The organism is Streptomyces ferrugineus (assembly GCF_015160855.1).
In the GTDB taxonomy this organism is placed as follows: Bacteria; Actinomycetota; Actinomycetes; order Streptomycetales; family Streptomycetaceae; genus Streptomyces; species Streptomyces ferrugineus.
In genome coordinates this window covers 3,506,378-3,532,100 of the sequence record NZ_CP063373.1, presented here as the reverse complement: position 1 = coordinate 3,532,100, position 25,723 = coordinate 3,506,378, and the positions used below count along the sequence as shown (strand labels likewise).

Sequence of the window (25,723 nt, the reverse complement as noted above, 5' to 3'; positions counted from 1 at the left end):
GTCATGGACCTCGCCGTACTGCTGGGCGGCGCCCAGGAACAGGGAACGGTCGGTCAAGGCTCGCCCCAGCGCTTTGCGGCCCTCCCCACGCCCGCCGCGTCGGCCAGACGACGCGCAAGCGCCACACCTTCGGTGAAGGAAGAGCGGGCGGATCGGCTTGAGGATGCGGTAGCTGCGTCGCTCCCGGTGGACGGCCGACCCGATGGTGAGCCTTCGGTGCAGGTCCACCACGGCCGGAAGATGCCCGCGAGGATCTGTTGTGCCCCTCTCCCGCAGACCGGCGGCCTCCGCGGCGATGAGGCCGGGCAAGGCTGCTGAGCTGTACCTTCGGCCCCACGCAAACGGTCTCCGAGCCGTCATGGCTGTCATGATGAAGACGTCGTCGCCGCTCGCGCCGCACCTCACCGGTGCGCGGATCCGCTCGACCGGCCCCACCCCTCCGCCGAATACCGCCGTACGCCCTCTTGGCTCCGTACGCCTCATGCTCAACACTGAGCCGATGACGCAGCGTGTGGAACTCGCCACCCTGAGGGACCGGATGGCGGTCGACGGGGTGATCACCGACTATGCGGTGGCCGTGGACGACGGCGACTGGGCGGTCTACCGGAGTCTGTTCACCGCCGACGGGCGCGCGGACTACCGATCGGCCGGTGGGATCGAGGGGGACGCCGCAAGCGTCGCCGCGTGGCTCGCGGAGAGTCTGCGGGTGTTCTCGATGCGGCAGCATCTCATCGTCAACCGGCGGGTGCGCTTCGGGGTGCTGGAGCAGGACACCGGTGACACGGCGAAGGTGCAGGCCGACTACGTCAATCCGATGCGGTTCGCCGGGGACGGCGAGGGCTCCTCGGCGCCCGACTTCGTGTGCGGCGGCCGGTACGCCTTCGGGCTGCTGCGGACGTACGACGGCTGGCGGCTGCGCGAGGTGATCGTCCAGGAGAAATGGCGCCGGCTGCCCGAGCGGACCGCGCCCGCCGTGATCGACTGAGTGGACGCCCACTGTCCCGCTGTCAGTGCCTGCGAGCACACTGGAAGGACCACGGGGCAGGGAGGCGCCGCATGAAGAGGATCGGCCACTGGCTCACCTCGCCATGGCGGCGCTCTGCCGCCGCCATGCTCGCCGGTGCGCTGCCCGTGCTCGCCTTTCCCGAGCCGTCGCTGTGGTGGTTCGCGTACGTCGCCCTGGTCCCGTGGATCGCGCTGATCCGCACCGCGCCGACCGCCAAGCGGGCGCTGTACGACGGCTGGTGGGGCGGGTTCGGCTTCATGCTGGCGATGCACCACTGGCTGCTGCCGAACCTGCATGTCTTCACGTTCGTCATCGCCGCCCTCCTCGGCGCCCTGTGGGCCCCCTGGGGCTGGCTGGTGCGCCGCTTCCTGGCCTCGCCCGGCCCGTCCCCGGGCCGGGTTGCGGCGGCGCTCCTCGTGCTGCCGTCCGGCTGGCTGCTGGTCGAGCTGGTCCGCTCCTGGCAGGGGCTGGGCGGGCCGTGGGGCGTGCTGGGCTCCAGTCAGTGGCAGGTGGAGCCCGCGCTGCGGCTGGCCTCGGTGGGCGGGGTGTGGCTGATCAGCTTCCTGACAGTCGCCGTCAATGTCGCGGTCGCCGTGCTGGTGACGGTGCGCTCCTCCCGGGTGCCGGCGCTGGCCGGGCTGACCGCCACGGCCGTGGCCACCTCGGCCGCCTGGGTGTGGTCCCCGCGCCCCGACGTCGAGAACCGGGTCCGGATCGCCGTGGTGCAGCCCGGCGTCATCGAGGGCACGGGCAAGGCCGACCGGCGCTTCGACCGGGAGGTGCAACTCACCCGCGAGCTGGCCGGCCAGGGCGCCGACCTGATCGTCTGGGGCGAGAGCAGCGTCGGCTTCGACCTCGGCGACCGGCCCGACTTCGCCCGGCGGCTCGCGGCACTCTCGCGCGAGACGGGGACGAACATCCTGGTCAACGTGGACGCGCGGCGCTCCGACAAGCCCGGCATCTACAAGAGCTCGATCCTCGTCGGCCCGGACGGCCCGACCGGCGCCCGCTACGACAAGATGCGGCTGGTCCCCTTCGGGGAGTACATACCGCTGCGCTCGATGCTGGGCTGGGCCACCTCCGTGGGCAAGGCGGCCGCCGAGGACCGCAGGCGCGGCACACAGCAGGTCGTGATGGACGCCGGGCACGGGCTGCGCATCGGCCCGATGGTCTGCTTCGAGTCCGCGTTCCCCGACATGAGCCGCAACCTCGTGGACGACGGCGCCGAGGTGCTGATCGCCCAGTCGGCGACATCGACGTTCCAGCAGAGCTGGGCCCCGGAGCAGCATGCCTCGCTCGCCGCGCTGCGCGCCGCCGAGACCGGGCGGCCGATGGTGCACGCGACGCTGACCGGTGTCTCCGCCGTGTACGGGCCGGGCGGCCAGCGCATCGGCTCCTGGCTGGCGACGAGCGAGCGCACCAGCGCGGTCTACGAGGTGCCGCTGTCCGCCGGCACCACTCCGTACGTCCGCTTCGGTGACTGGCCGTTCCTGGCGGCGCTGCTGATCATGGCCGCCTGGTGCGCGGGCGAGGGCGTACGGACGCTGCGGTCCCGGCTCAGGCGGCCCGCTCCTGAACCGCGCGTACCACCCGTTCGCACAACTCATGGGTCGCCAGTGCGTCGCGGGCGCTGAGCACCTTTCCGGCGCGTACGGCGTCGAGGAAGGCCAGCGCGACCTGCTCGACGCCGCGCTGCCGGGCCACCGGCACCCAGTCCCCGCGCCGCCGCACGGTCGGCTGGCCCTTGTGGTCGACGACCTCGGCGAGGTTGAGAACCTGACGCTTGGTGTCCTGCCCGGAGACCTCCAGGATCTCCTCGGCCGAGCCGCTGAGCCGGTTCATCACGCCGAGCGCGGTGAATCCGTCCCCGGCGAGCTGGAGCACGACATGGTGCAGCAGCCCGCCCTCGACCCTGGCGCGCACGGTGACGTCGTCGATGGGGCCGGGCACCAGGAAGCGCAGCGTGTCGACGACGTGGATGAAGTCGTCGAGGATCATCGCGCGCGGCTCCTCCGGCAGCCCGATCCGGTTCTTCTGCATCAGGATCAGCTCGCGCGGATGGTCGGCGCACTGCACATAGCCGGGGGCGTAGCGCCGGTTGAAGCCGACGGCGAGGCTCACGTTCCGCCGCTCGGCGAGCGTCACCAGCCGCTCGGAGTCGGCGAGCCGGTAGGCGAGCGGCTTGTCGACATACGTCGGCACGCCCGCCTCGAGGAGCCGGGTCACGATCTCGGGATGCGCGACGGTCGGCGCGTGCACGAAGGCGGCGTCGAGGTCCTGGGCGAGGAGCGAGTCGAGGTCCGCGTGCCGCTGCCCGGCCGGGAGGTGGAGGCTGTCGGCGACCCGGGCGAGCGTGGCGGGCGTACGGGTCTGCAGATGCAGTTCGACCCCGGGCTGCACGCCGAGCACCGGCAGGTAGGCCTTCTGCGCGATGTCACCGAGTCCGATGCAGCCGACCTTCACGGGGTGTTCTCCTCTTACGGTTGCCTGCCGGGGTCTTCCCGGCAGCATACGGCGCCTGCGGCGGCCGCCAGTCGGCGATGTCCTCGAATCCCCGCAGGAACAGCAGCGGCGCCGCCTTGGACAGCGCGGCCAGCGCCGTGTTCCGTACGGCGATCCCGGCGCGGTTCGTCATCAGGTTGAGGCGGGCGACCCGCGCGGCCTGCCGGGCGATGGCGGTCGTACGCGGGAGGCGGGCCGCGCTGTACGAGCCGAGGTCGTCGCAGTACGCGGCGAGCACGACGGCGTCCTCGATGGCCTGGTTGCCGCCCTGCCCCAGCATCGGCTCCATGGCGTGCGCGGCGTCCCCGACCAGTGCGACCCGGCCGCGGTGGAAGGCGGGCAGCGGCTCGGCGACGCGGTGGACGTCGTGGCGCAGCACGTCCTCCGGGCGGGCGGCGGCGAGGATCGCGGGGATCGGGTCGTGCCAGTCACCGTAGCGGCGCAGCAGTTCGGCCTTCTCGTCGTCGGGGGCGCGTCCCTCGGCGGGCGTGAGCGCCGCGGCGTAGGCGTAGACGCGGCCGTCCTTCAGCGGGTGCGAGCCCCAGATGCGGCCCCGGCCCCAGGTCTCGTGCGAGGCGAACTGCGCGCCGGGCACCGGGATGACGACCCGCCACGTCGTGAACCCCGAGTAGACGGTCCCGGGGTGCCGCGGGAACAGGGCCCGGCGTACGGCTGACCGGATGCCGTCGGCGGCCACCACGAGGTCGGCCTCCAGGTCGCCGTCCGGGGTGCTCACGCGCGCGGGCCGGTCGGCGTCGCCCGGGTCGGCGAGGGTCGCGGCGGCCCCGGTGCGCACGGCCCGGGCCGGCAGGCGTGCGGCGAGGCTGTCGACGAGGGTGGCCCGGTGCAGGAGGACGAGAGGGCCGCCGAAGCGTTCGGCCACGACGGCGGCGTCCGTGCGGGAGAGCCAGCGCCCGGACGGGGTGCGCAGTCCTCCGTCGCCCTGCCAGGCCGCGAGGTCGCGGATCTCGTCTCCCAGCCCGATGACGTCCAGCGCGCGCAGGGAGTTGGGGGCGAGCGAGATGCCCGCGCCGACCGGCTCCAGGGATGGGGCCCGCTCCAGCACGGTGACGTCCCAGCCGCCCTGGTGCAGTGCGGCCGCCGCGGTCAGGCCTCCGATGCCGCCGCCGATGACGAGGGCCCGTCTCGACCGTGCCATGACTTCCTCCCGAATTGACTACAGGTGTAGTACCCATGCCTGCCCGACTGTACTACAGGCGTAGTGCGAGGGATAGATTGATCTCCATGTCCGTACGCTCCGCGGGCGCCGCACGCGCCGATCTCGTCGCCGACACCGCCCTCGCCCTGCTCACCGAGCGCGGTATGCGGGGGCTCACGCACCGGGCGGTCGACGAGGCGGCCGGGCTGCCGCAGGGCTCCACCTCCAACCTGGCGCGCACCCGGCAGGCCCTGCTGGAACTGGCGGTCCGCCGGCTCGCCGAACGCGAGGCGCGGGTGCTGGCGCTGGAGGAGATGCCTGACCCGCGGGGCGGCCTGGACTCACTGGTCGACGGCCTTGCGCTGGCGACGCACCGCGCCCTGACCCACAACCGCGACCTCACCCTCGCCCGCTACGAACTCGCCCTGGAGGCCACGCGCCGCCCCGAGCTGCGCGCCTACTTCGACGCGACGGGCGCCCGCTTCCGCGACCAGCTCACCGCCCTGGTGACCGCGCTGGGCTCGACGGCCCCGGAACGGCACGCGCTGTCCCTGGTCGCCTGGGCGGACGGGCTGATGTTCAGCTGCGTGGCGGGGTCCTTCAGCGCGCAGGTGCCGAGCCTGGAGCAGGTGCGGGCGGGGCTGCGCGAGTTGCTCGGCGGGATGTTCGGCCGGTGAGTCCGGTGAGTCCGGTGAGTCCGGCGGGCGCGGCAGGGATGAAAACTCATGGTGAATCGGCATGAGTTGAGCAACGATACGGGCATGACGACCGCACGCGAGGAGCCCGCGACCACCGCCGACGAACGCAGCATGCTGGAGGGCTGGCTGGACTATCACCGCAAGACCCTGGCGTGGAAGTGCGAAGGGCTGACCGACGCCCAGCTCCGGACGGCCGCCGTCGAGCCGTCCACGCTGAGTCTGATGGGGCTCGTGCGGCACATGGCCGACGTGGAGCGGTCCTGGTTCCGCACGGTCCTCGCGGACGAGGACGCCGAGCCGCTCTTCTTCACCGAGGAGGACCCGGACCGCGACTTCCGCGTCACCGAGACGGACACCTGGCGGGAGATCCACTCCACCTGGCAGGAGGAGATCGAGGCCGCCCGGCACCAGGCGGCCCGCTTCGGCCTCGACGACCTCTCCAAGGGCCGCAGCAGGCGCACCGGCAAGCAGTTCAACCTGCGCTGGATCTACACGCACATGATCGAGGAGTACGCCCGTCACAACGGCCACGCGGACCTGATCCGCGAGCGCATCGACGGCGCCACCGGCGACTGACGTCAGCCGGGACGGGCCGGCGCCGCCCGTACGGGGACGGAGATCACCCGTGTGGATCAACCTCTGCTCGTCTCCCGCCCCAACGGCCGCCCGAACCAGCAGAGTTGCGCGGGTGCATCGAACGACGACCACCGCAACGCTCCTGGTCACCGTGGCCGTCTCGGCCCTTGCCGGCTGTACGACGGTCCAGCGCCCGCCGGCCTCCGGCACACCGACGGCACCCTCCCAGCCACCGGCTCCCCGGCCGAGCGGCCCCACGCAACCCGAGGTCGTCCAGGCACCGGCCCGCGAGGCCCTGGCCCTGATCGACGGCCCGGACCCCACGCCCTCGGCCGCCCCCTCCGCGCCCGCCACGGCACCGGCACACCCCACATCCCCGCCGGCGCGCTCCCGCCCCGAACCGCACGAGCCCCGTCGCCCGCAGCACTCCGCGCCCCACGTTCCACGACAGCCCGCCGCCCCGGCCCCCGACGTGTCGGCGTCGCTGCCCAAGGAGGTCCAGGGGAACGGGGACATCTGCGCGCTGGGCAGGAAGTACGGCGGCTGGAGGCCGGACAGCCCCGAGTCGAGGATCTGCGAGCAGACGTACGGACAGTGAGGGCGACCCGCTGCCTCCCCTTACACCCCCTCCCCCAACCACCCCTCCAACCGCCGGATCTCCGCGCGCACCCCATCCCCGTAACTGTCGTCCCCCAGCACCCCCGCCGCCCCTCGCGCCCGCCGCAGGTGCACGCGCGCGGCCTCCTCGCGGTCGAGCTTCACATAGTCGGCGGCCAGGTTGAGATGCAGCGAGGGGTACAGCGCCCGTACCGCGACCGCGCTTCTGGCCCCCTCCGCCTCCGTCAACGCCCGCAGATCCCAGGCCAGTTCGTCCGTGGGGTCGTCCTGTGTGTCGGCCAGGTAGTGGGCCAGCGTGCACCGGTGCAGTGGGTCGCCGCCCTCGCCGAGCTCCGTCCACAGGTCCAGCAGGCGGCGCCGGGCCTCCTCACGGTCCCCGGCGTGATGGAGCATCACCACCTGCCCGATCCGCGTCAGCACGGCGTCCGGCGCCGTCTGCTCCTGTCGCTCCGCCACCGCGTCCTCCGGGCCCTCGTCGGCTGGGTTCCTCCCGACGCTAACGGCCCCCACCGACAATCCCGGTCAGGCGGCTCCGTACGACACCGGCCTGGTCAGAGCGAAGAACCACCCCGGGCGAGAGCCAACCGGTGGAGGGCATGCACACCGCGGGTCGGCCGGGCGAGGGGCTACCCGGCGAGGGGCCGCCCCACCATGGAACCGACCCCGCGAGGGGCCGCCCCACCATCAAACCGACCCCGCGAGGGACCGCCCACCATCAAACCGACCCCGCGAGGGACCGCCCACCATCAAACCGACCCCGCGAGGGACCGCCCCACCCGCGAGCCGACCCACCGAGAAGCCGCCCCAGCGAAGCACCCACCCCGCGCGAGGCCGCCGGGCGAAGAGCCGACCCAGCACCGGAACCGACCCTGCGAGACACCGGCCCACCGCGAAACCGACCGCCGCGGTACGCCCCGCCGGGAGGCCACTCCCGCCAATAACCGACCCCACACGAGCCCCACCGGCGAAGGCGGCCCCGCCTTCCCCAACCAACCCCGCACGAGCCCACCCAGCGAGGAGGCGACCCAGCACAGAACCAACCTGCGAGACGCCGCCCCAGCACACAACCGACCCGACCAAAGGCCACCCCAGCCAATAACCGACCCCACACGAGGCCCACCCGGCGAAGGCGGCTCGCCCCCCAACCGACCCCAACCGACCCCGCGCGAGGCCGCCGGACGAGGAGCCGACCCAGCACCGGAACCGGCCCGACCGGAAACCGCCCCTACGAAGAACGACCCCGCCGCATGGCCCGCCCGACGAGGCGCGGCTCCGCCCCCGAACCAACCTGACAAGGAACCGTCCAGCGCAGGAAGCCCCCTCCGCGCGGAACCGGCCCGCGAGGAACCAGCCCAGCGAAGCAAGCACCCCGCGCGCGACCGGCCCCATGAGACACCGGCCCAGCGAAGGATCCGGTCGACGGGCGCCCCCCCGGCAAGGGATCCATCCCCGGATGGCATCAGCGCGCCGGCAGCGAATCCGGCCAACGGCTGCCCGCCTCGCCCCCGGCGAAGAACCGGCCGTCGGCCGACATCCCCCGCCCCCCGCCGCCGAGACCGTGGCCGCCAACCAAGATCAGCCCAGGTCAGGAATCCGCCAGTCGATCGGCTCGTGCCCCTGCCGGGCCACCGCCTCGTTGATCTGTGTGAACGGGTGGGAGCCGAAGAACTTCTTCGCGGACAGCGGCGAGGGGTGCGCCCCCTTCACCACCACATGCCGCGTCTCGTCGATGAGCGGGAGCTTCTTCTGGGCGTAGTTGCCCCACAGCACGAACACCGCGGGGTCGGGCCGGCCGGCCACGGCCTTGATGACGGCGTCGGTGAACTTCTCCCAGCCCTTGCCCTTGTGCGAGTTCGCCTCGCCGGCGCGGACCGTCAGCACCGCGTTGAGCAGCAGGACGCCCTGCTCGGCCCACGGCATCAGATAGCCGTTGTCGGGGACGGGGTGGCCGAGCTCCTGCTGCATCTCCTTGTAGATGTTGCGCAGCGAGGGCGGCGTCTTCACCCCGGGGCGGACCGAGAAGCACAGGCCGTGTCCCTGGCCCTCGCCGTGATACGGGTCCTGGCCGAGGATGAGGACCTTCACCTTCTCGTACGGTGTCGCGTCCAGCGCCGCGAAGACCTCCTCGCGCGGCGGGTAGACGGGACCCTTCGCCCGCTCCTCCTCGACGAACTCGGTCAGCTCCTTGAAGTAGGGCTGCTGCAGTTCGTCGCCCAGAACCCCGCGCCAGGACTCGGGCAGCATGGCGATGTCGGTCACGTCAACTTCCTTACGATGTGCGGCGAACAGTGAGGGGCGACCGCGCAGCGGTCACTTCCAGTTCTCCGAACCTACAGGCGGCCACTGACAATCGCCCCGCCCACCGCACATCCCGTCGACTACCAGCTGGTCTTGCGGGACAGCTCCCCCACCATCATGATCGTCGACGGGTCCAGCGCCCGCTCGGCCCCGGAGACCTCCGAGCTCGCGGCCACGTACTGCCGGCCCTGCCACAGCGGCAGCAGCCGCGCGTCGTCGACCAGGATGCGCTGGGCGTCCTCGAAGTCCTTCACGACGTTGGCCCGGTCGCTCTGGGCACGGGAGTTGGGCAGCAGGTCGTCGGTGATCCTGGGCGCCAGATAGGGCGTGCCGAGCGCGTTCTGCTCGCCGACGAACGGCGCGATGAAGTTGTCCGCGTCGGGGAAGTCGGGGAACCAGCCGCGCCCGAAGACCGCGTACTCGCCGTTCTGGTAACCCTCGACGTACGTCTTCCAGGGGCGGGACTTGAGGGTGATCTCGAACAGGCCGGACGCGTCGAGCTGCTTCTTCAGCTCCTCGAACTCCGCCTTGGTGGCGGAGCCGTAGCGGTCGCTGGTGTACCAGAGGGTGAGCGGGACGGGGGTCGAGATGTCGGCCTCGGCGAGGATCTTGCGGGCCTTGGACGTGCTGGGCTCGCCGTAGTCGTCGAAGAAGCCGGTGGTGTGCCCGGTCAGGCCCTTGGGGACCATGGAGTACAACGGCTCGACGGTGTCCTTGTAGACCTTGTGGGCGATCGCCGGGCGGTCGACGACCTGGGCGATGGCCTTGCGGACGGCGGACTTGCCGGCCATGGGGTCCTTGGGGTTGAACACCAGGTAGTTGATCTCGGTGCCGGAGCCCTCGATCATCTGGAGGTCGTCATCGTCGTCGGCCTGGATGTCGACGATGTCGTCGGCGGCGAGCCCGCGGAAGGCGACGTCGAGCTTCTTGTCGCGCAGCGCGGCGACCATGGTGGGCGAGTCCTGGTAGTAGCGGATGGTCACCGCACTGTGCTTGCGCTCCGCGATGCCCTTGTAGCTGTCGTTCTTGACGAGCTCGGCCTGGTTGCCGTCGTCGTACGAAGACAGGGTGTACGGACCGGACCCGACGATGGAGCCCCCCTCGCGGAGCTTGTCCTCGGGGTACTCCTCGGGGTCGACGATCGACATGGCGGGAGTGGCGAGGACGAACGGGAAGGTCGCGTCGGCCTTGTTGAGGTGGAAGACCACCTCGCGGTCGTTCAGCACCTGGACCCGTTCGAGGCTGCCCAGCAGACCGGCGGGGCCGGTCTTGACGTTGATCTTCCGGATGCGGTCGACCGAGTGCTTGACGGCCTTGGCGTCGAGGGTGTGCCCGTCGGAGAAGGTCAGGCCCTCGCGCAGCTCGCACTGGTACTTCATGTTCGAGTTGTCGGTGAACCGGCAGTTCTCGGCGGCGTCGGGCTCGGGGGTGGTCGAGCCGGGCGGGTAGCTCAGCAGGGTCTGGTAAATGTTGCGGAACAGTTCCCAGGAGCTGTCCCAGGACGCGGCGGGATCCAGGGTGCTCGGGGCCGCGGTCGTCCCCACGACGATCGGGCCCTCCTCCTCCGTCGAATCGGACGAGAGGACACCGCACCCTGCCACCAGGGACGATATGGACGCGATGGCCGCCACCTGCCGCAGGCGTCGGATCCGGTTGAACACGCGCACGCTCCTCGATCTGCCATACCAAGGGTCGGCAGACGATACCGCAGTGTTCCGGCCGTTGGACCTCCTGTCTCACGGAGCACTTGTTCGTTCTTCCGGTGACTACGTTGTCAGAGGTTTAGTGATCTTCCGATACGTCGACACGGGCGCCGCCGATGTCCGGCGGCGCCCGTGTCGGTGTCGGTGTCGTGTCCCGGGTGTCAGCCCACGCCGGCGTTGAGGAAGATGCCGCCGTCGACGACGAGGGTCTGGCCGGTGATCCAGTCCGACTGCTCGGAGGTGAGGAACGCGGCGGCGCCGCCGATGTCGGAGGGCACGCCGAGCCGGCCCAGCGGGTAGGAGGCGGCGGCCTCCGCCTCCCGGCCCTCGTACAGGGCCTGCGCGAACTTGGTCTTCACCACGGCCGGGGCGATCGCGTTGACCCGCACCTTGGGCGCGAACTCGTGCGCCATCTGCTGGGTGAGGTTGATCATCGCGGCCTTGCTGACGCCGTAGGCGGCGATGAACGGCGAGGGCGCGATGCCCGCGACGGAGGCGATGTTGACGATCGCGCCGCCGTTGTCCTTCTGCCAGGCGTGCCAGGTCTTCTGCGCGAAGCCCAGGGCCGAGATCACGTTGGTCTCGAAGACCTTGCGGGCGACGCCCAGGTCGAGATCGGCGAGCGGCCCGAACACCGGGTTGGTACCGGCGTTGTTGACCAGGTAGTCGACCCGGCCGAAAGCGTCCATGGCGCGCTCGACGGCGACGGCCTGGTGGGCTTCGTCGTGCGCCTTGCCGGCCACGTAGACGGCGCGGTCGGCACCGAGCCGTTCGACGGCCTCCTTGAGGGCGTCCTCGCCCCGGCCGGTGATGACGACGCGGTCGCCGCGCGCGACGAGCGCCTCGGCGACGCCGTATCCGATGCCGCGGCTGGCGCCCGTGACCAGGGCGACCTTGCCGGAGAGTGCAGGCAGTTCAGTCATGTCCGTGTCTCCCAGGTCCCTAGTCGAGCGGTCCGCCGGCGACGTACAGCACCTGGCCGGAGACGAAGCCGGCCGCCTCGCCGGTGAAGAAGGCGATGGCGTTGGCGATGTCGTCGGGCTCGCCGACGCGGGCCACCGGGATCTGGGTGGCGGCCGCGGCCTTGAAGTCCTCGAAGCCCATGCCGACGCGGTCGGCGGTGGCCTTGGTCATCTCGGTGGCGATGAAGCCGGGGGCGACGGCGTTGGCGGTGACGCCGAACTTGCCGAGTTCCTTGGCGAGGGTCTTGGTGAAGCCCTGGAGGCCGGCCTTGGCGGCGGAGTAGTTGACCTGGCCGCGGTTGCCGAGCGCGGAGGACGAGGAGAGGTTGACGATCCGGCCGAAGCCCGCGTCCACCATGTGCTTCTGGCATGCCTTGGACATCAGGAAGGCGCCGCGCAGGTGGACGTTCATGACGGTGTCCCAGTCGGCGACGCTCATCTTGAACAGCAGGTTGTCGCGCAGCACGCCCGCGTTGTTGACCAGGATCGTCGGGGCGCCGAGCTCCTCGGCGATGCGCGCGACGGCCGCCTCGACCTGCGCCTCGTCGGAGACGTCGCAGCCGACCGCGATCGCCTTGCCGCCGGCCGCGGTGATCTTCTCCACGGTGTCCTTGCAGGCGGCCTCGTCGAGGTCGATCACGGCGACCGCGCGGCCCTCGGCGGCCAGTCGTACGGCGGTGGCGGCGCCGATGCCGCGCGCTGCGCCGGTGACTACGGCGACCCGCTGCTCAGTGGTGGACATCAGTGACTCTCCTCGGGTGAGCGACCGCTTAGTACCTTCGATGGACGTGACGCTAGAAGCCCTGGCACGCGGTGTCAACGGCCACCGCGCCCATGTGATCCATTACCTGATCCTCACTTCACCAACAGGTCGAGCAGCCGCTCCGTCTCGGCCACCGGATCGGAGGTGAGCCCGGTGTGCACGGGCCCCGGCTGCACGACCGTGGAGCGTGGCGCGATCAGCCAGCGAAAGCGCCGCCCGGCGTCGTCACCGGCGGCCTGCCCCGCCGTCCCCCCGCCGCCACCGCAGATCCGCTCGACCGCCCCGAGGGCGGCCCGGACGCCGGCGACGTCGGCCCGCGGGTCGAGGGCGAGCAGCCGCGCCTCGTCGAGGTGGGTGCGGGCACCGACGTAGGCCCGGACCCGGCAGTACACGAGCACGCCCGCGTTGATGCACTCGCCGCGTTCGACTCGGGGTACGACGCGCAACAGGGCGTACTCGAAGACGTCCCGCTCGTTCGCCTCGCCGCCCCGGATGATGTGGCGTTCGACCACGTGTCCGGCCATGTGAATGTGGCGCTCGCTCACTTGCCCTCCTCGATGCCGGTGATGCGCTCATGGACGACGGCCGCCCGTGCCAGCAGGGGCCTCGCATACGCCCGCCGGAGGTCGTCCGGGGCCTCGAAGCCGGGCTCGCCGACCAGCCAGGCGTCCGGGATCGCGGCGGTCACCTCGGCGAGCAGTTCCTCGGTGACCAGCGGCGCCAACTCGGCGGCGGCGCCCCGCACATCGGGCGCGAAGGAGGCGAGGGCGTGGTCGGAGGCGTCGTACGGGCGCTCCGCCGAGGTCTGCGCTCCGGGCCAGTTGTGGTGCCAGATCATGGTCGCGCCGTGGTCGATGAGCCACAACTCGCCCTGCCACATCAGCAGGTTGGGGTTGCGCCAGGACCGGTCGACGTTGTTCACCAGCGCGTCGAACCAGACGACGCGGCCGGCTTCCTCGCGGGTCACCTCGAAGGCGAGAGGGTCGAAGCCGAGGGCGCCGGAGAGGAAGTCCATGCCGAGGTTGGTGCCGCCGCTGGACCGGAGCAGCTCCTGCACCTGCTGTTCGGGTTCGCCGAGCCCCAGTACGGGGTCGACTTCCACCGTCACCAGCCGGGGCACCCTGAGGCCCAGCCTGCGGGCGAGCTCGCCGCAGACGACCTCGGCGACGAGTGTCTTGCGGCCCTGTCCGGCGCCGGTGAACTTCAGGACGTAGGTCCCGAGGTCGTCGGCCTCGACGAGCCCCGGCAGCGAGCCGCCCTCACGCAGGGGGGTGATGTAGCGGGTCGCGATGACTTCCTTGAGCATCGCCCCAGGCTACTGGCGCGCGGCGAGGGTCGACGGCGACCCGGGCGAGTGGCGGTGCGGCGCGGCCGACAGTGAATCGACAGCACCGGACAGGGAACCGACAGCTCCGCTTTACCCACCTCTCCGCCGGACCGGGTCAGGATTTCGACATCGTCTGAACAGGCGGTCCGCAAGGACCGTACCTTTCGGCAGATCACGAATGACGGGAAGGAACGTCAGCATGACCAGCGAATCAGTTCAGTCGGCGTCGGGACCCAGCCGCCGTACCGTCGTGGCGGTGGTCGGCGCCGCGGGGCTCACCGCTGCGCTGACCGCGTGCGGATCGGACGACGAGGCGTCCGGCTCGTCCACCGAGCAGGGCGCCGCCGCCGGCGGCGCGACCACCGAGGCGGGGGGCGGTTCGTCCGCCGACGCGGGCGCCGGAGGTGCGGCCCTCGCGAAGACCGCCGACATCCCGGAGGGCGGCGGCAAGGTCTTCACCGACGAGAAGGTGGTCGTCTCGCAGCCGGCGGCCGGCGACTTCAAGGCCTTCTCGACGATCTGCACGCACCAGAAGTGCCCGATGAAGGACCTCGCGGGGGACACCATCTCCTGCGCCTGTCACGGCAGCCAGTTCTCCGTCCTCGACGGCAGCGTGAAGAAGGGGCCCGCGACCCAGCCGCTGGAGGCCAAGCAGATCAGCGTGTCGGGCGACTCGATCACGCTGGCCTGACCCCGCGCGGACGCCCCAGACAGCCCAGCACCTCGTCCGTGGTCGCGACCGTGGCGACCAATGCGAGGGTGTTGCGGATCATCGCGGGGGTGTAGTCGGAAGGCACCCCCGCGATGGCGTCCGTGGGCACGACGGCCGTGTAGCCGCGGTTGACGGCGTCGAACACGGCGTTGGGGACGGCCACGTTGGCCGACACACCGGTGATCACGAGGGTGCGGCAGCCCAGGTTGCGCAGCAGGGCGTCGACATCGGTGCCCTGGATCGGCGACAGCCCGTGCAGCCGCCGTACCACCAGGTCCTCCTCGGCGACCTCGATCGGCGCCGCCACGCGTACCGCCTCGGTACCGCGGAGCTGTTGGACGGGGAGCCGTTCGGCGGCCCGGAAGAGGCGGGCGTTGCGGCTCGCGCCGTGGCCGTCGGGCCGGCGCTCGGCTATCGCGTGCATCACCTGGACGCCGCTCTCGTGGGCCGCGGCCACCAGCCGGGCCACGTTGGCGAGGGCGCCCGAGTCCCGCGTCTCCTTGGCGAGTTCGGGCAGCGCGCTGTCCGGGCCGACGACGCCCTGCTGGCACTCGACGGTGAGCAGGACGGTGGTGGCGGGGTCGAGAAGGGCGCTCAATTCGGCGTACGGCGGCATGGGTCCCCCTGTGCCCTACGGCGGTGTGGGCGGGCGAGCGTAGCCACCATCGCGTGAGGACGGAACCACCATCGCGTGAGGACGGAGCCACCATTGCGTGTGGACGTGAGACGACTCATCCTTTTCTGACGTGATGTCAGAGGATCTCTCCTCTGACACGACGTGAGAGAAGAGGGGGCCGTATGACCGTCACTCAGCGCCGGGGCCGGAAGATCATGATGACGCCCGGTGAGCTGGACGAGTTCCTCACCAGCCAGCGCACCTGCCGGGTCGCCACGGTGTCCGCCGACGGCTTCCCGCACGTCAGCGCCCTGTGGTTCGCCTGGGACGGCAACTCGCTGTGGCTGTACTCGGTGGTCCGCAGCAAGCGGTGGACCGAGCTGCGGCGCGATCCGCGGATCGCGATCGTGATCGACACGGGCGAGGAGTACGAGCAGCTGCGCGGCGTCGAGCTGTCCGGCACCGTCGAGTTCGTGGGCGAGATCCCGCGCGTGGGCGAGCTGCGCGCCGAACTCGACGTCCCCGAGACGCTGTTCGCCCGCAAGAACTTCGGCCTCGACGAGATGCCGCACGACGGCCGGCACGCGTGGATACGGCTGACGCCGGAGAAGATCGTGTCCTGGGACTTCCGCAAGCTGGGGTCGGTGTGACCTGACGCCCTCGGTCGTCGCGGGCGACCCTCAGCCGACCTTCTCGGCCGCCGCCTGGAGGGCCTCGACCGCCGCCCGGATCGACGGGCGGCGGTCGGCGTCCGCGCGCCACACCGCGTAGATGTACCGGTGGACCCGGTTGCGCACCGGCACGGCCCGCACGCCCAGCGGCATCGGGTCACGGCCCAGCCGGGGCGCGACACACACGCCCAACCCGGCGGAGACCAGCGCGAGTTGGGTGTGGTGCTCCTCGGCGCGGTGGGCGATCCGGGGCTCGATGCCCTTGGAGCGCAGCGTGTAGAGCAGCCACTCGTGACAGAACTCGCCCTCGGGCCAGGCGACCCATTCGTCGCCCGCGAAGTCCTCCAGGTCGACCTCACGCCGGTCGGCGAGCGGGTGCCCCTCGGGCATGGCGATCTCGACTCGGTCGTCGAGGATCGGGGCCTTGGCGAGCCCCTCCGGCATCGGCAGGGGCTTGTTGTACCAGTCGAGGACGACGGCCAGGTCCGCGTCGCCCCTGATCACCGCGGCGACCCCGTTTTCGGGCTCCAGCTCGCGTGTGCGCAGCCGCAGCGCCGGATGGTCGGCCCGCAACTCGGTGAGCGCGGCGGGGAACAGTCCGCGCAGGGCGGTGGGGAACGCGACCAGCCGCAGCTCGCCGACCACCTGCCCGCGCTGCGCCTCCAGATCGGCCTGGGCCAGCTCGACCTGCGACAGGATGCGCGCGGCGTGCTCGGCGAGCAGCCGCCCGGCGTCGGTGAGCCGCACGCCCCGGCCGTTCTTGGCGAGGAGCCGCTGGCCGACCTCCCGCTCCAGCTTGGACATCTGCTGCGACACGGCCGACGTCGTGATGTGCAGCCCCTCGGCGGCACCGCTGACCGAGCCGTGCCGGGCGAGGGCGTCGAGGGTACGGAGGCGCTCCAGATTCAACATGTAAGCAATGCTACGAGATATCGAGCGCAAAAACTCGATTGTGCTACGAGATCGGGGGCGGCATCGTTGCTGCCATGACCACCGCCACCGCCACCGCCTCTCGCGACGCGGCCTCGGCCGCCGCCGCGTCCGCCGTCCGCCCTCGTCCCCGTGGCCGCCTCGACTGGCGGCTGCGCTTCGCCGCCCTCTCCCTGATCTGGGGTTTCAGCTTCCTGCTCATCAAGGTGGGCACCGACGGCTACGCGCCGTTCCAGGTCACGCTGGGGCGGCTGGTGTTCGGTACGGCGATCCTGGCGGCCGCGATGGCGGTGAAACGGGAGCGGCTGCCGCGCGGGGTGCGGACGTGGCGGCATCTCGCCGTCGCCGGGTTCCTGCTGAACGCGCTGCCGTTCTCGCTGTTCGCGTACTCGGAGCTGACCATTCCGTCCACGCTGGCGGGCATCTGCAACGCGACCTCACCGCTGTGGGGCATGGCCCTGTCCATGGTGGCGCTGTCGGAGGACCGGCCGACGCGGGTTCGGGTGGCCGGGCTGGGGATCGGGTTCCTCGGGGTCCTGACGGTGCTGGGGGCGTGGCAGGGCTTTCATGGCCTGGATGCCACGGGGACGGCCATGGCGCTACTCGCCTCCTTGAGCTATCCGATCGGCTGGATATACGTGCGGCGGACATTGGCGGGGGCGAGTGAGTCTCATCTGTCGCTGACCGGTGCGCAGTTGTTGCTGGCGACTGTCCAACTGGCCGTTGTCACACCCTTGTTCACCTCGCTGCCGACGCGGGTGCCGGTTGTGCCGTTGCTGGCGATCGTGGCGTTGGGGGCGCTGGGGACCGGGGTCGCGGTGCTGCTTCAGTACGGGCTGGTCGCGGAGGTCGGGCCGACCACGGCTCAGATGGTCACCTATTTCATTCCGGTCATCGCGACGGCAGCGGGGGTCGCCGTGCTCGGCGAGTCCCTTGCCTGGTCGACGCCGGTGGGGGCGGTGATCGTGTTGGCGGGGGCCGCGCTTACCCAGGTGCGACGAAAGAGCACCCAAGAGGTCGGCCGTCGCCCCGTTGGTCATACGTAACTCCGGTCATACGTAACGCCTCGTCGGTGCCGGACCCACCGCCGTCGCCACCGCGTCCGCCAAGGGAGCGACCTCCTCCTCCCTGAGCGTCGAGACGGTGATCCTGATGCCGGGCGGAGCGGCCGTGCGGAAGCGAGCCCCGGGTGCCACCGCCCAGCCGGCATGCAGCAGGCGGGACACGGCGCCCGTCTCGTCGGGGACCGGGATCCAGACGTTGAGGCCGCTGGCCCCGTGCGCCCTCACCCCCCGCTCGGCCAGCGCCTCCCGCAGCAGCGCGCGGCGTCTGCCGTACGCCGCCGCCACCGTCGCCGGATCCACGGCGCCGTCGCTCCACAGCCGCACCACCGCCCGCTGCACCAGCCGGCTCACCCAGCCGGGGCCCAGCCGCTGCCGTCCGCGCACCCGGTCCACCGTGGTCTCGTCACCGGTGAGCACGGCGAGGCGCAGGTCGGGGCCGTACGCCTTGGCGACCGAGCGGACGAAGGCCCAGTGGTGGGTGGTGCCGGCCAGCGGGTGCACGGGCAGGTCGACGATGCCGTGCCCGTGGTCGTCCTCGATCAGCAGGATCTCCGGGTGCCGGCGCAGCGCGGAGCGCAGGGCACGCGCGCGTGTGGCGCTCACGACGGCTCCGGTGGGGTTCTGCGCGCGGTCGGTCACGATCAGGGCGCGCGCCCCGGAGTCGAGGGCTCGTCGTACGTCGTCGGGCAGCGGGCCCTCGTCGTCGACCCCGACGGGGGCCATGCGCAGTCCGAGTGCCGGGATCAGATCGAGCAGGCTGCCCCAGCCGGGATCCTCGACGGCAACCGTGTCCCCGGGCTTGAGGTGGGCGACCAGGACGCGCTCGATGGCGTCCAGCGAGCCGGAGGCGACGGCCAGCGGCCCCTGCGGTACGCCGTCGGCGTCCAGCCGGGCCCGTGCGATGCGCGCCAGCTCCGGGTCCACGGGATCGTCCCCGTACAGCACCGGTTGCCGGTCGGCCAGTTCGGCCGTGGCCGCGAAGGCCTTCGCCAGGGACGGCAGCAGCGCCGGGTCGGGGTTGCCGCTCGCCACGTCGCGGACGCCCTCGGGCACGTCCACCCGGACGTACTCGCGCCCGGTCGTGGCGGGCCTCGACCGCACCCGGCTCCCTCTGCGGCCCGCGGTCTCGATCACTCCGCGCTCGCGCAGGATGCGATAGGCGGCGGCGACCGTGTTGGGATTCACCCCGAGGTCCGTCGCCAACTCCCGCATGGGAGGAAGCAGTTGGCCCGGCGCCAGCTCGCCCGAGCCCACCGCGCGCTCGACGCTCGCCGCGATCTCGGCTGCGCCTCGCCCTTCGATCCGATATTCTCCTAGCACAAACATGATTATGCACTAGTGCAATAAGGAGCGCAATGCAGGGGACCACGCAATCGACGGCTCCGTCCGACGCCTACCCGCCGACCGACCGCACCGTCCCCACCCGCTCCGCGGACCGTGCGTCGTACGACAGGGAACTGGTGCACGCGATCCTCGACGAGGCCTACGTCTGCCACCTCGGCTTCGTCCGCGACGGCACACCGGTCGTACTGCCCACGCTGTTCGGGCGGGTCGGGGAGACGCTCTACGTCCATGGCTCGACGGGCTCGCGCCCGCTGCGGATGACCGGCGAGGCCGACCCGGGGCTGCCGGTGTGCCTGACCGTCACCCATGTCGACGCGCTGGTCCTGGCCCGTTCGGCCTTCCACCACTCGATCAACTACCGGTCGGTGGTGGTGCACGGCATCGCGTACGACGTGACGGACCCGGAGGAGAAGCGGACCGCCCTGGACGCGCTCGTCGACCATGTGGTGGCGGGCCGCTCCCGGGACTCGCGGCCCGCCAACAAGAAGGAGCTGGCCGCCACCGCGGTGATCCGCATCGACCTCGCCGAGGTCTCCGCCAAGCTGCGCACCGGCGGTGTCAACGACGAGCCCGAGGACCTCGCCCTCCCCCACTGGGCCGGCCTCGTCCCGCTGCGCAAGGGCTACGCGACGCCGGTCGGCGACCCCGGCCTCGCCCCCGGCACCGAACTCCCCGGCTACCTCTCGGACCTGTGATGCTGATCCATCCCTGGGACGCGCCCCGCGACGACGCCGAGTGGCAGCGGTGGCTGGACGACCACGACTTCGGGCAGCTCGCGGTCAACGGCGGGGACGGCGAGCCGCCGCACATCCAGCCGCTGCACTTCGCGTACGACACCGCGCGCGGTGAGGCGGTCACGCATCTGGCCCGCTCCCATCCGATGTGGCCGGCGCTGCTGGCGAACCCCGAGGTCGTGCTGAGCGTGGTCGACGACTACGTGTTCGTGCCCGGGCCCTGGCAGGCGGGGCCGGAACAGCCGCCCGAGCACGGCACACCGACCAGCTTCTACGCGGCTGTCCAGCTCCGGTGCCGGGCCACCGTCGTGGACGACCCGGCCGAGAAGGCCGAGCTGCTGGGCCGCCAGGTCGGCCACTTCCAGCCGGAGGGCGGCTCGGCAGAGGTGGCGGTCGGGCAGGTGCCGTACGGCAGGCTGCTGTCGGGTATTCGCGGGCTGCGGCTGGAAGTGACCGGTGTGCGCGCGAAGTTCAAGTTCGGCGGGCGGCGCACGGCGGAGGTCCAGGACCGGATCGCGGGGCGGCTGGCGGGGCGGGCCGGTGCGCGGGACGCGGCCGCGCGCGAGCACATGCTGCGGCGGCGCCCGGCCTGAGCCGAGGAGGGCTGAGGGGTCCCGCACCGTGCGGTGTGGGACCCCTCTGCCGTCACACCGGCAGCGGTTCGCCCTCCCGCTCCCGCCGCGCCCCGCGCGTCTCGGCCACCGCCAGGCCCGCGACCGAGCCGAGCATCAGCAGGATGCCGGCGAGCGTCGGAGCCGTCAGGTGTTCACCGAGCAGCACGATGGCGAGCACCGCCGCGCTGACCGGCTCGAGCAGCATGATCACGGACACCGTGGCCGCCCGTACGACGGCCGCACCCGCGAAGTAGAGGGCGTACGCGAGAGCCGTGGGGACGGTCGCGATGTACGCCACCAGCCAGCCGAGCCGGAGCGGATCGGCGGCGTGCGGCAGGAGCCCCTCGGCCAGGGCGAACGGCAGCAGGCACAGGCTGGTGACCGCGAAGGCCCACACGGACGTGCCGGCGGCGTCGGTCCCGCCGTCGCGGCCCCACTTGCGGGCCAGCAGCGTCATCAGGCAGTACCCGGCTGCGGACACGAGCGCGAGCAGCACGCCCCACGGCCGTACGGTCGCGCCCCCGCCGCCGAGCGTGAGCACCACGAGGCCGGTGAGCGCACCGGCCACCGCCGCGACGCCTCCGCGCCCGAGCCGCTCCCCCAGCGTCAGCCGGGCGCCGAGCGCGATGAACACGGGACCGGCGCCGAGGGTGACCACGGTGCCCACGGCCAGTCCGGTGACCTCCACGGCGGCGAAGTAGGCGGTCTGGAACACGGCGAGCGTGATACCCGTGGCGCCGGCCCGCACCGCCTTGCGGGCGAGCGGTTCGGAGATCGTGCGCCGGGGCCGCGGACGCAGGAGGTGGACGCCGAGCAGCAGCACGAAGCCGGCCGCGCAGCGCCAGAAGGACAGGGCGATCGGCCCCATGTCGCTGGTCCGGTAGACCAGAGAGGCGGCCGCGCCCGCGGTGCCCCAGGCGGCACCGGCGACGATCAGGTAGATGAGGCCTCGCCCGAGGGGCAGGCCGGAGACAGAGGTGTTCGACACGAGTTGTTCTCCGCAGACATGCAGAAGTTCTGGGAGGAGCCCGGCTCAGCGGGGTCCGTGGACTTCGTCTGCGGGCAGCACCGTCCGGCCCGGCGCACTGCCGGGCCGATGTTCCGGAGGGCCCGCCTCAGGCGGCCGGAGGCGGAAGAACGAGTGTCGAAGGCATGATTGCGGAGCTTAAGCCACGTTTCCGCGGGCGGACAACTCACGCTCCGGGCCACCGCTCGCCACCGGTTCGGCCGAGGTAGTGGCGGGTGCGGACGACTGCGCGATGAACGCCCCACCCAGGACGACCACCCCGCCGATGATCTGCGGCGCGGAGAGGTGCTCGCCGAGCAGGAACCAGGCGAGGACGGTCGCGATGACCGCCTCCAGGCAGGCCACGACGCCCGCGACCTGCGGTGAGAGCCGTCGTACCGAGACCACGCCGGTGACGTACGCGACCACCGTGGCGATCAGCACGATCCAGGCCAGCAGCAGGGCGGCCGCGACCGGCGTGCCGTTCATGTGGGCGGTGTCCGCGAGGACCGGCCAGTCCATGGTCCAGGGGCGGGCCACGACGGTCAGGACGGCGGCTCCGACCAGCAGGCCGTAGGCGATGACGCCGAGCGGGTCGGGTGCCTGGCCGGCGGAGTCGCGGCCTTGGTCGGACAGGACGAAGTAGCCGACCTGGCAGCAGGCGGCGCCGAGCGCGAGGAGGAGTCCGAGGGCGTCGAAGCTCAGCCCCGCCCAGACCTCGACGACGCAGGCGAGGCCACCGACCGCGAGGACCACGCCGACGGCCGCGGCGCGCGTGACCGGCCGCCGCTGCACGAACCGCACCCAGCCGAGGACGAGTGCGGGCGCCAGGTACTCGACGAGCAGCGCGACGCCGACGGGTATGCGGGACAGCGAGGCGAAGTAGAACGCCTGCACCCCGGCCACGCCGAGCAGGCCGAACCCGGCGAGCAGCGCGGGACGGCTGCGCAGCAGGGCACGGTGACGCACGGCGAGCGGCAGCATCACGAGGGCGGCGCCGGCCACCCGCAGCCACACCACATGGAGCGGGTCGAGTCCCGCCTCGATCAGCGGCTTGGCCGCGACACCGGAACCGCCGAAGGCGACCGCCGACCCGATCGCCAGACCCAGCCCGACACCCTTGCCGCGGCCGACGTGACCGCTCTCAGACTTACGCACCGGCACATGATGACAGGCGATGTCATGAGCGTCACCCCCTTTGACACCTGTCTCGCGGTGTGGACGGCCGCACGGCAGGACGGCTCACCTCAGGTTCGGATTCCTGACCGGCGGGGGGAGAGCGGAAGGGGGCAAGAGCGGAAGGGGGCCTAGCGGGCGGTTTCGCCGCCGGAGACGTACTCGTCGCGGTGTTCGTCGACGCGGGTGCGCACGGTGTCCGCGTCGATCCCGGCGCGGGCGAGCACCTCGACGGCGCGCGCCTGCGGGTCGACCACGATCGACGCGAGCAGGTCGACGCCGCGGGCCTGCGTATCACCCCGCTCGGCGGCGCGTCGGCAGGCGTGCTCCATGGCGCTCGCGGCCAGCGGGGAGAAGCCCTCCCCGTGCATCACCACGGGTACGGCGCCGGAGTCCTCGACGGTGCCCTGCCAGCGCAGGCCGTAGCCGATGGTGCGCTGGACGAGGTAGCCGAGCAGGCGGGCGATCTGGGGTCCCTCGCCGAAGACGGCGTAGACGTCCGGGTCGTGCTCCAGCAGTGAGTGCAGCAGATGGGCCGTGTCGATCTGCCGGTCCCCGTCCCTGGTCGCCCGACGGCGGGCACCGGAGACCACCGCAGCCAGCTCGTCGCTGAGCGTGGCGGCGTCCGACGGGGCGTCCGGGCGCCGGCAGTCCTGTTCCTGGGCCGACTGCCGGGGGATACGGGGTTGCACATCCCTTACCCCATCAGCCTCATCGAGCCGAGTCATCCCCGAGGGGAAGCATTTCGGCGTCCCACACGAAGTGGACTCCGCGGGCCGGAATCTCCTCCTTACGGATGAGATCAGGCCGAACGACCCCGAGGGGCGCGCGCCGTCTTGCGGTGCGCTCCGTTCGCAACCGTCGCGCCGCGTCGTACGTCCACAGGGGCATGGAGAGGTCCCGCGGGGACACGGAGAGCAGGTGCTGGCTGGTGGCGTTGCCCGCGGTCGACGGCAGACAGTACGTCTACCGGGTGTACGCCCCGGAGGACGCCCTGCTCGCCGACCTGTTCTGGGAGGCGTGGCACTGCCATGAGGAGGGCGCGCTCCCGAGGGCGTGGGATCTGTTCGACGCGGCGGTGATCCGGCTCGTGGGCTGAGCCACGGGACCGCTCGCCGCGACGAGCACGCACCTCCACATTTCCTGACGGTTCATCAGTATTGAATGTTCCGGCCCCCACGGCTACGTTCCGCGACACCGTAGCCCGAGACGAAGGGGTGGTCGCATGGCCGAAGTCAGCGCGGAGGCACGCATCGAGGCGCCGGCCGAGAAGATCTGGGCACAGCTGACGGACTGGTCGGCGTACGGCCAGTGGAACGCGACCCACACCAGCTTCCCGGGCGGCGGCCCCACGGCGCTCGAGGTGGGCGGGACCTTCCAGGAGAACATGAAGCTGATGGGGTTCCCGGCCGAGGTCGAGTGGACCATCGAGGAACTGGACCCGGCGCGGGTGCTGGCGATTCGCGGCAAGGGCCCGATGGCGGTGACCGTGGCCACCCGCTACACGCTCACCCCGGAGGGGGACGGCGCCACGGCGGTGCGCATCGACGGCGAGTTCACGGGCGCGGCGGTGTCGCTGATGGCGGGCAAGCTCAAGGACTCGGCGACGGCGGCGCTGAACGAGTCGCTGCGCAAGCTGGCGGGCCTGGTGACCTGAACGCCCCCGCCGACGGCATGGCGAAGGCGCCCCGCGGTGTGTTCCGCGGGGCGCCTTCACCTACGGCGGGTCAGTCCTCGTCGGCGAGGATCAGGTACAGCTTCTTGCGGGCGTCGTTGATGACGGCCAGCGCCTTGTCGCGCTGGTCCTTGCTGCCCGTCTTCCAGACCTGCCCGAAGGCCTCCATCAGCCCGAAGCCGGCCTGGCGGATCTCACCGAGGGCCTCCCAGTCGACGCCACGGGAGGCTTCCTCCCAGGGCGCCTCGGGACCGGCCTCGGCCGCCTCGCGGCCCGGCTCGGTGAGCGAGAACAGCTTCTTGCCGCCCTCGGTCTCGCTGGCGATCAGGCCCTCGTCCTCCAGCAGCTGGAGGGTGGGGTACACCGAGCCGGGGCTGGGCTTCCACGCCCCGCCGCTGCGCTCGGCGATCTCCTGGATCATCTCGTAGCCGTGCATGGGGCGGTCCTTCAGCAGGGCGAGGATCGACGCCCGCACATCACCCCGCCGCGCCCTCCCCCGAGGCCCGCCTCGACCCCTGGGCCCCCAGGGGCCGGGCCCGAACCCGGGCCCACCGAAGCCGGGGCCGCCACCACCCGGACCGAACGGCCCGAAGGCACCGCGAAGCCGCTCCTCGAAGCCACCTCGCCCGTGCTGACCGTGTCCACCGTGCCCACGCTCGAATCCATGGGAACGCATCCCAATCACTCCATTCCATCGTTGATCTGTCGCGATGGCTCAACGATATATCGGAACAGTTCGCTTAGCAAGGGGCGGGGCGAGATGGCGGGCCCGGGCGCAGGGCAGTGGTCGCCACGACCAGGCCCAGGCCGATCAGCCCGACTCCCGTGGTCCGCCGCCCGAGCCGAGGGCACGGTGGATCCGGGGGCGTTCGAGGACGTGTCGGCCCGGGACAGGTTGAGGACGTTGCTGATCAGGCCGGTCCGCCACGGGCTTCCGACGGCGGAGGGGGCGTTCGTCCCCGGCTCGGCGGCCCCCTCGTGGCGGTGCTGCCACAGTGCCCGTGCGCCCAGGAACACCAGGTAGCGGCCGCGTCTTCACGGTCGTACGCCGCGGCGGCAGCCGGCACCCCGCGATCCCGGCCTGCCGGGAGGCGCTGTCCCGGCAGGCCGGGAGGCGCTGCGTCGGGCCGTCGCCCTGCGCCCCGGCGAGCGGGCGTGACAGGTGGCTCGGGCCCGCCTCAGGCGTCGAGTCCCCCTCGCTCGACCAGCCGGCTCGCGATGACGTTCCGCTGGATCTCGTTGGTGCCCTCGCCGACGACCATCAACGGGGCGTCACGGAAGTAGCGTTCGACGTCGGACTCGGTCGAGTAGCCGTGACCGCCGTGGATCCGGACGGCGTTGAGGGCGATCTGCATCGCCGTCTCCGAGGCGGAGAGCTTGGCCATGCCGGCCTCCATGTCCACCCGGCGTCCGGCGTCGGCCTCGCGGGCCGCGTAGAGGGTGAGTTGCCGTGCGGCGGTGAGGGACGTCGCCATGTTCGCCGGCGGACGCTGCGAGATCGCCGCGCGTCTGCGTCTCGGCGAGCCGACCGAGCGCGTCAGCAGCCTGGCCGCCGTCACCCCCGAGCGG

28 protein-coding genes and 1 pseudogene are annotated in these 25,723 nt (G+C 71.9%); 12 read left to right on the top strand and 17 right to left on the bottom strand.

The genetic code is table 11. The features are described 5' to 3' along the window. The first annotated feature begins 499 nt into the window (after window positions 1-499). Together IM697_RS16145 and lnt are read left to right on the top strand one after the other, a co-directional pair. On the top strand, window positions 500-985 hold the full coding sequence (locus IM697_RS16145) for a nuclear transport factor 2 family protein (RefSeq protein WP_194048377.1): 486 nt from the start codon (window positions 500-502) through the stop codon (window positions 983-985). 71 nt (window positions 986-1,056) lie between these two features. After that, window positions 1,057-2,640, top strand: coding sequence for an apolipoprotein N-acyltransferase (gene lnt, locus IM697_RS16140; RefSeq protein WP_194048376.1), 1,584 nt, complete (start codon window positions 1,057-1,059; stop codon window positions 2,638-2,640). Here the strand turns inward: lnt and IM697_RS16135 are convergent. Both IM697_RS16135 and IM697_RS16130 read right to left on the bottom strand, forming a co-directional pair. Beyond that, a complete protein-coding gene (locus IM697_RS16135; RefSeq protein ID WP_194048375.1) occupies window positions 2,564-3,469 on the bottom strand; it encodes a Gfo/Idh/MocA family protein in 906 nt (301 codons plus the stop codon). The genes lnt and IM697_RS16135 overlap by 77 nt on opposite strands. Beyond that, window positions 3,441-4,667, bottom strand: coding sequence for an FAD-dependent monooxygenase (locus IM697_RS16130; RefSeq protein WP_194048374.1), 1,227 nt, complete (start codon window positions 4,665-4,667; stop codon window positions 3,441-3,443). The genes IM697_RS16135 and IM697_RS16130 overlap by 29 nt, the downstream gene beginning before the upstream one ends. A gap of 86 nt (window positions 4,668-4,753) precedes the next feature. Here IM697_RS16130 and IM697_RS16125 point away from each other — a divergent pair, with 86 nt between their 5' ends. From IM697_RS16125 to IM697_RS16115, 3 genes are all read left to right on the top strand, one after another. Then, the gene (locus IM697_RS16125; protein WP_194048373.1) at window positions 4,754-5,344 is read left to right on the top strand and encodes a TetR/AcrR family transcriptional regulator; all 591 of its coding nucleotides are present in this window, start codon (window positions 4,754-4,756) and stop codon (window positions 5,342-5,344) included. 84 nt (window positions 5,345-5,428) lie between these two features. After that, on the top strand, window positions 5,429-5,941 hold the full coding sequence (locus IM697_RS16120; protein WP_194048372.1) for a DinB family protein: 513 nt from the start codon (window positions 5,429-5,431) through the stop codon (window positions 5,939-5,941). 112 nt (window positions 5,942-6,053) lie between these two features. Beyond that, window positions 6,054-6,539, top strand: coding sequence for a hypothetical protein (locus IM697_RS16115; protein WP_194048371.1), 486 nt, complete (start codon window positions 6,054-6,056; stop codon window positions 6,537-6,539). A gap of 20 nt (window positions 6,540-6,559) precedes the next feature. Here IM697_RS16115 and IM697_RS16110 read toward each other — a convergent pair whose 3' ends face one another. The 7 genes from IM697_RS16110 to IM697_RS16080 all read right to left on the bottom strand — a co-directional run bounded on the left by IM697_RS16110 (window position 6,560) and on the right by IM697_RS16080 (window position 13,591). After that, window positions 6,560-7,015, bottom strand: coding sequence for a hypothetical protein (locus IM697_RS16110; protein ID WP_194048370.1), 456 nt, complete (start codon window positions 7,013-7,015; stop codon window positions 6,560-6,562). A 1,119-nt stretch (window positions 7,016-8,134) separates the two neighbouring features. Then, window positions 8,135-8,818 (bottom strand): uracil-DNA glycosylase, encoded by a 684-nt coding sequence (locus IM697_RS16105; RefSeq protein WP_194048369.1) that lies wholly within the window; start codon window positions 8,816-8,818, stop codon window positions 8,135-8,137. A gap of 119 nt (window positions 8,819-8,937) precedes the next feature. Continuing rightward, complete coding sequence (locus IM697_RS16100; RefSeq protein WP_194048368.1) at window positions 8,938-10,518, bottom strand: ABC transporter substrate-binding protein; 1,581 nt, start codon at window positions 10,516-10,518, stop codon at window positions 8,938-8,940. 203 nt (window positions 10,519-10,721) lie between these two features. Continuing rightward, a complete protein-coding gene (locus IM697_RS16095; protein ID WP_194048367.1) occupies window positions 10,722-11,483 on the bottom strand; it encodes an SDR family oxidoreductase in 762 nt (253 codons plus the stop codon). Window positions 11,484-11,502: 19 nt separating this feature from the next. Next, window positions 11,503-12,264, bottom strand: coding sequence for a 3-oxoacyl-ACP reductase FabG (gene fabG / locus IM697_RS16090; RefSeq protein WP_194048366.1), 762 nt, complete (start codon window positions 12,262-12,264; stop codon window positions 11,503-11,505). Between the two features lie 113 nt (window positions 12,265-12,377). Continuing rightward, window positions 12,378-12,830, bottom strand: a complete 453-nt coding sequence (locus IM697_RS16085) for a DUF3037 domain-containing protein (protein WP_194048365.1) — start codon at window positions 12,828-12,830, stop codon at window positions 12,378-12,380. Further along, on the bottom strand, window positions 12,827-13,591 hold the full coding sequence (locus IM697_RS16080) for a HipA family kinase (RefSeq protein ID WP_194048364.1): 765 nt from the start codon (window positions 13,589-13,591) through the stop codon (window positions 12,827-12,829). Before IM697_RS16080 ends, IM697_RS16085 begins: the two co-directional genes overlap by 4 nt. A 220-nt stretch (window positions 13,592-13,811) precedes the next feature. Between IM697_RS16080 and IM697_RS16075 the strand changes: the two genes are divergently transcribed. Then, a complete protein-coding gene (locus tag IM697_RS16075) occupies window positions 13,812-14,303 on the top strand; it encodes a Rieske (2Fe-2S) protein (protein ID WP_194048363.1) in 492 nt (163 codons plus the stop codon). Here IM697_RS16075 and IM697_RS16070 read toward each other — a convergent pair. Next, window positions 14,290-14,940, bottom strand: a complete 651-nt coding sequence (locus IM697_RS16070; RefSeq protein ID WP_194048362.1) for a cysteine hydrolase family protein — start codon at window positions 14,938-14,940, stop codon at window positions 14,290-14,292. The two genes, IM697_RS16075 and IM697_RS16070, sit on opposite strands and share 14 nt — an antisense overlap. A 182-nt stretch (window positions 14,941-15,122) precedes the next feature. Between IM697_RS16070 and IM697_RS16065 the strand changes: the two genes are divergently transcribed. After that, a complete protein-coding gene (locus tag IM697_RS16065; RefSeq protein ID WP_194048361.1) occupies window positions 15,123-15,590 on the top strand; it encodes a pyridoxamine 5'-phosphate oxidase family protein in 468 nt (155 codons plus the stop codon). Between the two features lie 30 nt (window positions 15,591-15,620). On the opposite strand, the gene IM697_RS16060 is transcribed toward IM697_RS16065, so the two are convergent. Further along, on the bottom strand, window positions 15,621-16,523 hold the full coding sequence (locus IM697_RS16060) for a LysR family transcriptional regulator (RefSeq protein ID WP_194048360.1): 903 nt from the start codon (window positions 16,521-16,523) through the stop codon (window positions 15,621-15,623). A 38-nt stretch (window positions 16,524-16,561) separates the two neighbouring features. Between IM697_RS16060 and IM697_RS16055 the strand changes: the two genes are divergently transcribed. After that, the gene (locus IM697_RS16055; RefSeq protein ID WP_194048359.1) at window positions 16,562-17,587 is read left to right on the top strand and encodes a DMT family transporter; all 1,026 of its coding nucleotides are present in this window, start codon (window positions 16,562-16,564) and stop codon (window positions 17,585-17,587) included. Window positions 17,588-17,593: 6 nt separating this feature from the next. Here the strand turns inward: IM697_RS16055 and IM697_RS16050 are convergent, their stop codons facing one another. Next, the gene (locus IM697_RS16050; RefSeq protein ID WP_194049730.1) at window positions 17,594-18,925 is read right to left on the bottom strand and encodes an aminotransferase class I/II-fold pyridoxal phosphate-dependent enzyme; all 1,332 of its coding nucleotides are present in this window, start codon (window positions 18,923-18,925) and stop codon (window positions 17,594-17,596) included. A gap of 35 nt (window positions 18,926-18,960) precedes the next feature. Here IM697_RS16050 and IM697_RS16045 point away from each other — a divergent pair, with 35 nt between their 5' ends. Further along, window positions 18,961-19,644: a pyridoxamine 5'-phosphate oxidase family protein gene (locus tag IM697_RS16045; RefSeq protein ID WP_194048358.1), complete on the top strand. Its 684-nt coding sequence runs from the start codon at window positions 18,961-18,963 to the stop codon at window positions 19,642-19,644. Then, window positions 19,644-20,276, top strand: a complete 633-nt coding sequence (locus IM697_RS16040; RefSeq protein ID WP_194048357.1) for an FMN-binding negative transcriptional regulator — start codon at window positions 19,644-19,646, stop codon at window positions 20,274-20,276. Before IM697_RS16045 ends, IM697_RS16040 begins: the two co-directional genes overlap by 1 nt. 52 nt (window positions 20,277-20,328) lie before the next feature. Here IM697_RS16040 and IM697_RS16035 read toward each other — a convergent pair whose 3' ends face one another. The 3 genes from IM697_RS16035 to IM697_RS16025 form a co-directional block, all read right to left on the bottom strand. Beyond that, a complete protein-coding gene (locus IM697_RS16035) occupies window positions 20,329-21,285 on the bottom strand; it encodes a DMT family transporter (protein ID WP_194048356.1) in 957 nt (318 codons plus the stop codon). Between the two features lie 177 nt (window positions 21,286-21,462). After that, entirely contained in the window at window positions 21,463-22,467 is a 1,005-nt protein-coding gene (locus IM697_RS16030; protein WP_194048355.1) for an EamA family transporter, read from the bottom strand. Window positions 22,468-22,610: 143 nt separating this feature from the next. Then, complete coding sequence (locus IM697_RS16025; RefSeq protein ID WP_194048354.1) at window positions 22,611-23,171, bottom strand: Clp protease N-terminal domain-containing protein; 561 nt, start codon at window positions 23,169-23,171, stop codon at window positions 22,611-22,613. Window positions 23,172-23,410: 239 nt separating this feature from the next. Here IM697_RS16025 and IM697_RS16020 point away from each other — a divergent pair, with 239 nt between their 5' ends. Both IM697_RS16020 and IM697_RS16015 read left to right on the top strand, forming a co-directional pair. After that, window positions 23,411-23,578 carry a hypothetical protein gene (locus tag IM697_RS16020; protein ID WP_194048353.1) on the top strand — a complete coding sequence of 56 codons (168 nt, stop codon included), beginning with the start codon at window positions 23,411-23,413 and terminating at the stop codon, window positions 23,576-23,578. Window positions 23,579-23,704: 126 nt separating this feature from the next. Further along, the gene (locus IM697_RS16015; protein ID WP_194048352.1) at window positions 23,705-24,136 is read left to right on the top strand and encodes a type II toxin-antitoxin system Rv0910 family toxin; all 432 of its coding nucleotides are present in this window, start codon (window positions 23,705-23,707) and stop codon (window positions 24,134-24,136) included. Between the two features lie 70 nt (window positions 24,137-24,206). Here the strand turns inward: IM697_RS16015 and IM697_RS16010 are convergent, their stop codons facing one another. Both IM697_RS16010 and IM697_RS16005 read right to left on the bottom strand, forming a co-directional pair. Further along, complete coding sequence (locus IM697_RS16010; protein ID WP_194048351.1) at window positions 24,207-24,830, bottom strand: PadR family transcriptional regulator; 624 nt, start codon at window positions 24,828-24,830, stop codon at window positions 24,207-24,209. A gap of 502 nt (window positions 24,831-25,332) precedes the next feature. After that, window positions 25,333-25,635 (bottom strand): annotated as a pseudogene (locus tag IM697_RS16005) (acyl-CoA dehydrogenase family protein); the annotation flags it as partial. Between the last annotated feature and the right edge of the window lie 88 nt (window positions 25,636-25,723).

What these genes read in the sequence shown, in the direction of transcription:
- IM697_RS16075 (WP_194048363.1), top strand. Translation starts at nt 13,812, where the DNA reads ATGACCAGCGAATCAGTTCAGTCGGCGTCGGGACCCAGCCGCCGTACC.
- IM697_RS16125 (WP_194048373.1), top strand. Translation starts at nt 4,754, where the DNA reads ATGTCCGTACGCTCCGCGGGCGCCGCACGCGCCGATCTCGTCGCCGAC.
- IM697_RS16070 (WP_194048362.1), bottom strand. Translation starts at nt 14,940, where the DNA reads ATGCCGCCGTACGCCGAATTGAGCGCCCTTCTCGACCCCGCCACCACC.
- lnt (WP_194048376.1), top strand. Translation starts at nt 1,057, where the DNA reads ATGAAGAGGATCGGCCACTGGCTCACCTCGCCATGGCGGCGCTCTGCC.
- IM697_RS16045 (WP_194048358.1), top strand. Translation starts at nt 18,961, where the DNA reads ATGCAGGGGACCACGCAATCGACGGCTCCGTCCGACGCCTACCCGCCG.
- IM697_RS16130 (WP_194048374.1), bottom strand. Translation starts at nt 4,667, where the DNA reads ATGGCACGGTCGAGACGGGCCCTCGTCATCGGCGGCGGCATCGGAGGC.
- IM697_RS16065 (WP_194048361.1), top strand. Translation starts at nt 15,123, where the DNA reads ATGACCGTCACTCAGCGCCGGGGCCGGAAGATCATGATGACGCCCGGT.
- fabG (WP_194048366.1), bottom strand. Translation starts at nt 12,264, where the DNA reads ATGTCCACCACTGAGCAGCGGGTCGCCGTAGTCACCGGCGCAGCGCGC.
- IM697_RS16040 (WP_194048357.1), top strand. Translation starts at nt 19,644, where the DNA reads ATGCTGATCCATCCCTGGGACGCGCCCCGCGACGACGCCGAGTGGCAG.
- IM697_RS16080 (WP_194048364.1), bottom strand. Translation starts at nt 13,591, where the DNA reads ATGCTCAAGGAAGTCATCGCGACCCGCTACATCACCCCCCTGCGTGAG.
- IM697_RS16010 (WP_194048351.1), bottom strand. Translation starts at nt 24,830, where the DNA reads ATGCGTTCCCATGGATTCGAGCGTGGGCACGGTGGACACGGTCAGCAC.
- IM697_RS16095 (WP_194048367.1), bottom strand. Translation starts at nt 11,483, where the DNA reads ATGACTGAACTGCCTGCACTCTCCGGCAAGGTCGCCCTGGTCACGGGC.
- IM697_RS16015 (WP_194048352.1), top strand. Translation starts at nt 23,705, where the DNA reads ATGGCCGAAGTCAGCGCGGAGGCACGCATCGAGGCGCCGGCCGAGAAG.
- IM697_RS16060 (WP_194048360.1), bottom strand. Translation starts at nt 16,523, where the DNA reads ATGTTGAATCTGGAGCGCCTCCGTACCCTCGACGCCCTCGCCCGGCAC.
- IM697_RS16145 (WP_194048377.1), top strand. Translation starts at nt 500, where the DNA reads ATGACGCAGCGTGTGGAACTCGCCACCCTGAGGGACCGGATGGCGGTC.
- IM697_RS16120 (WP_194048372.1), top strand. Translation starts at nt 5,429, where the DNA reads ATGACGACCGCACGCGAGGAGCCCGCGACCACCGCCGACGAACGCAGC.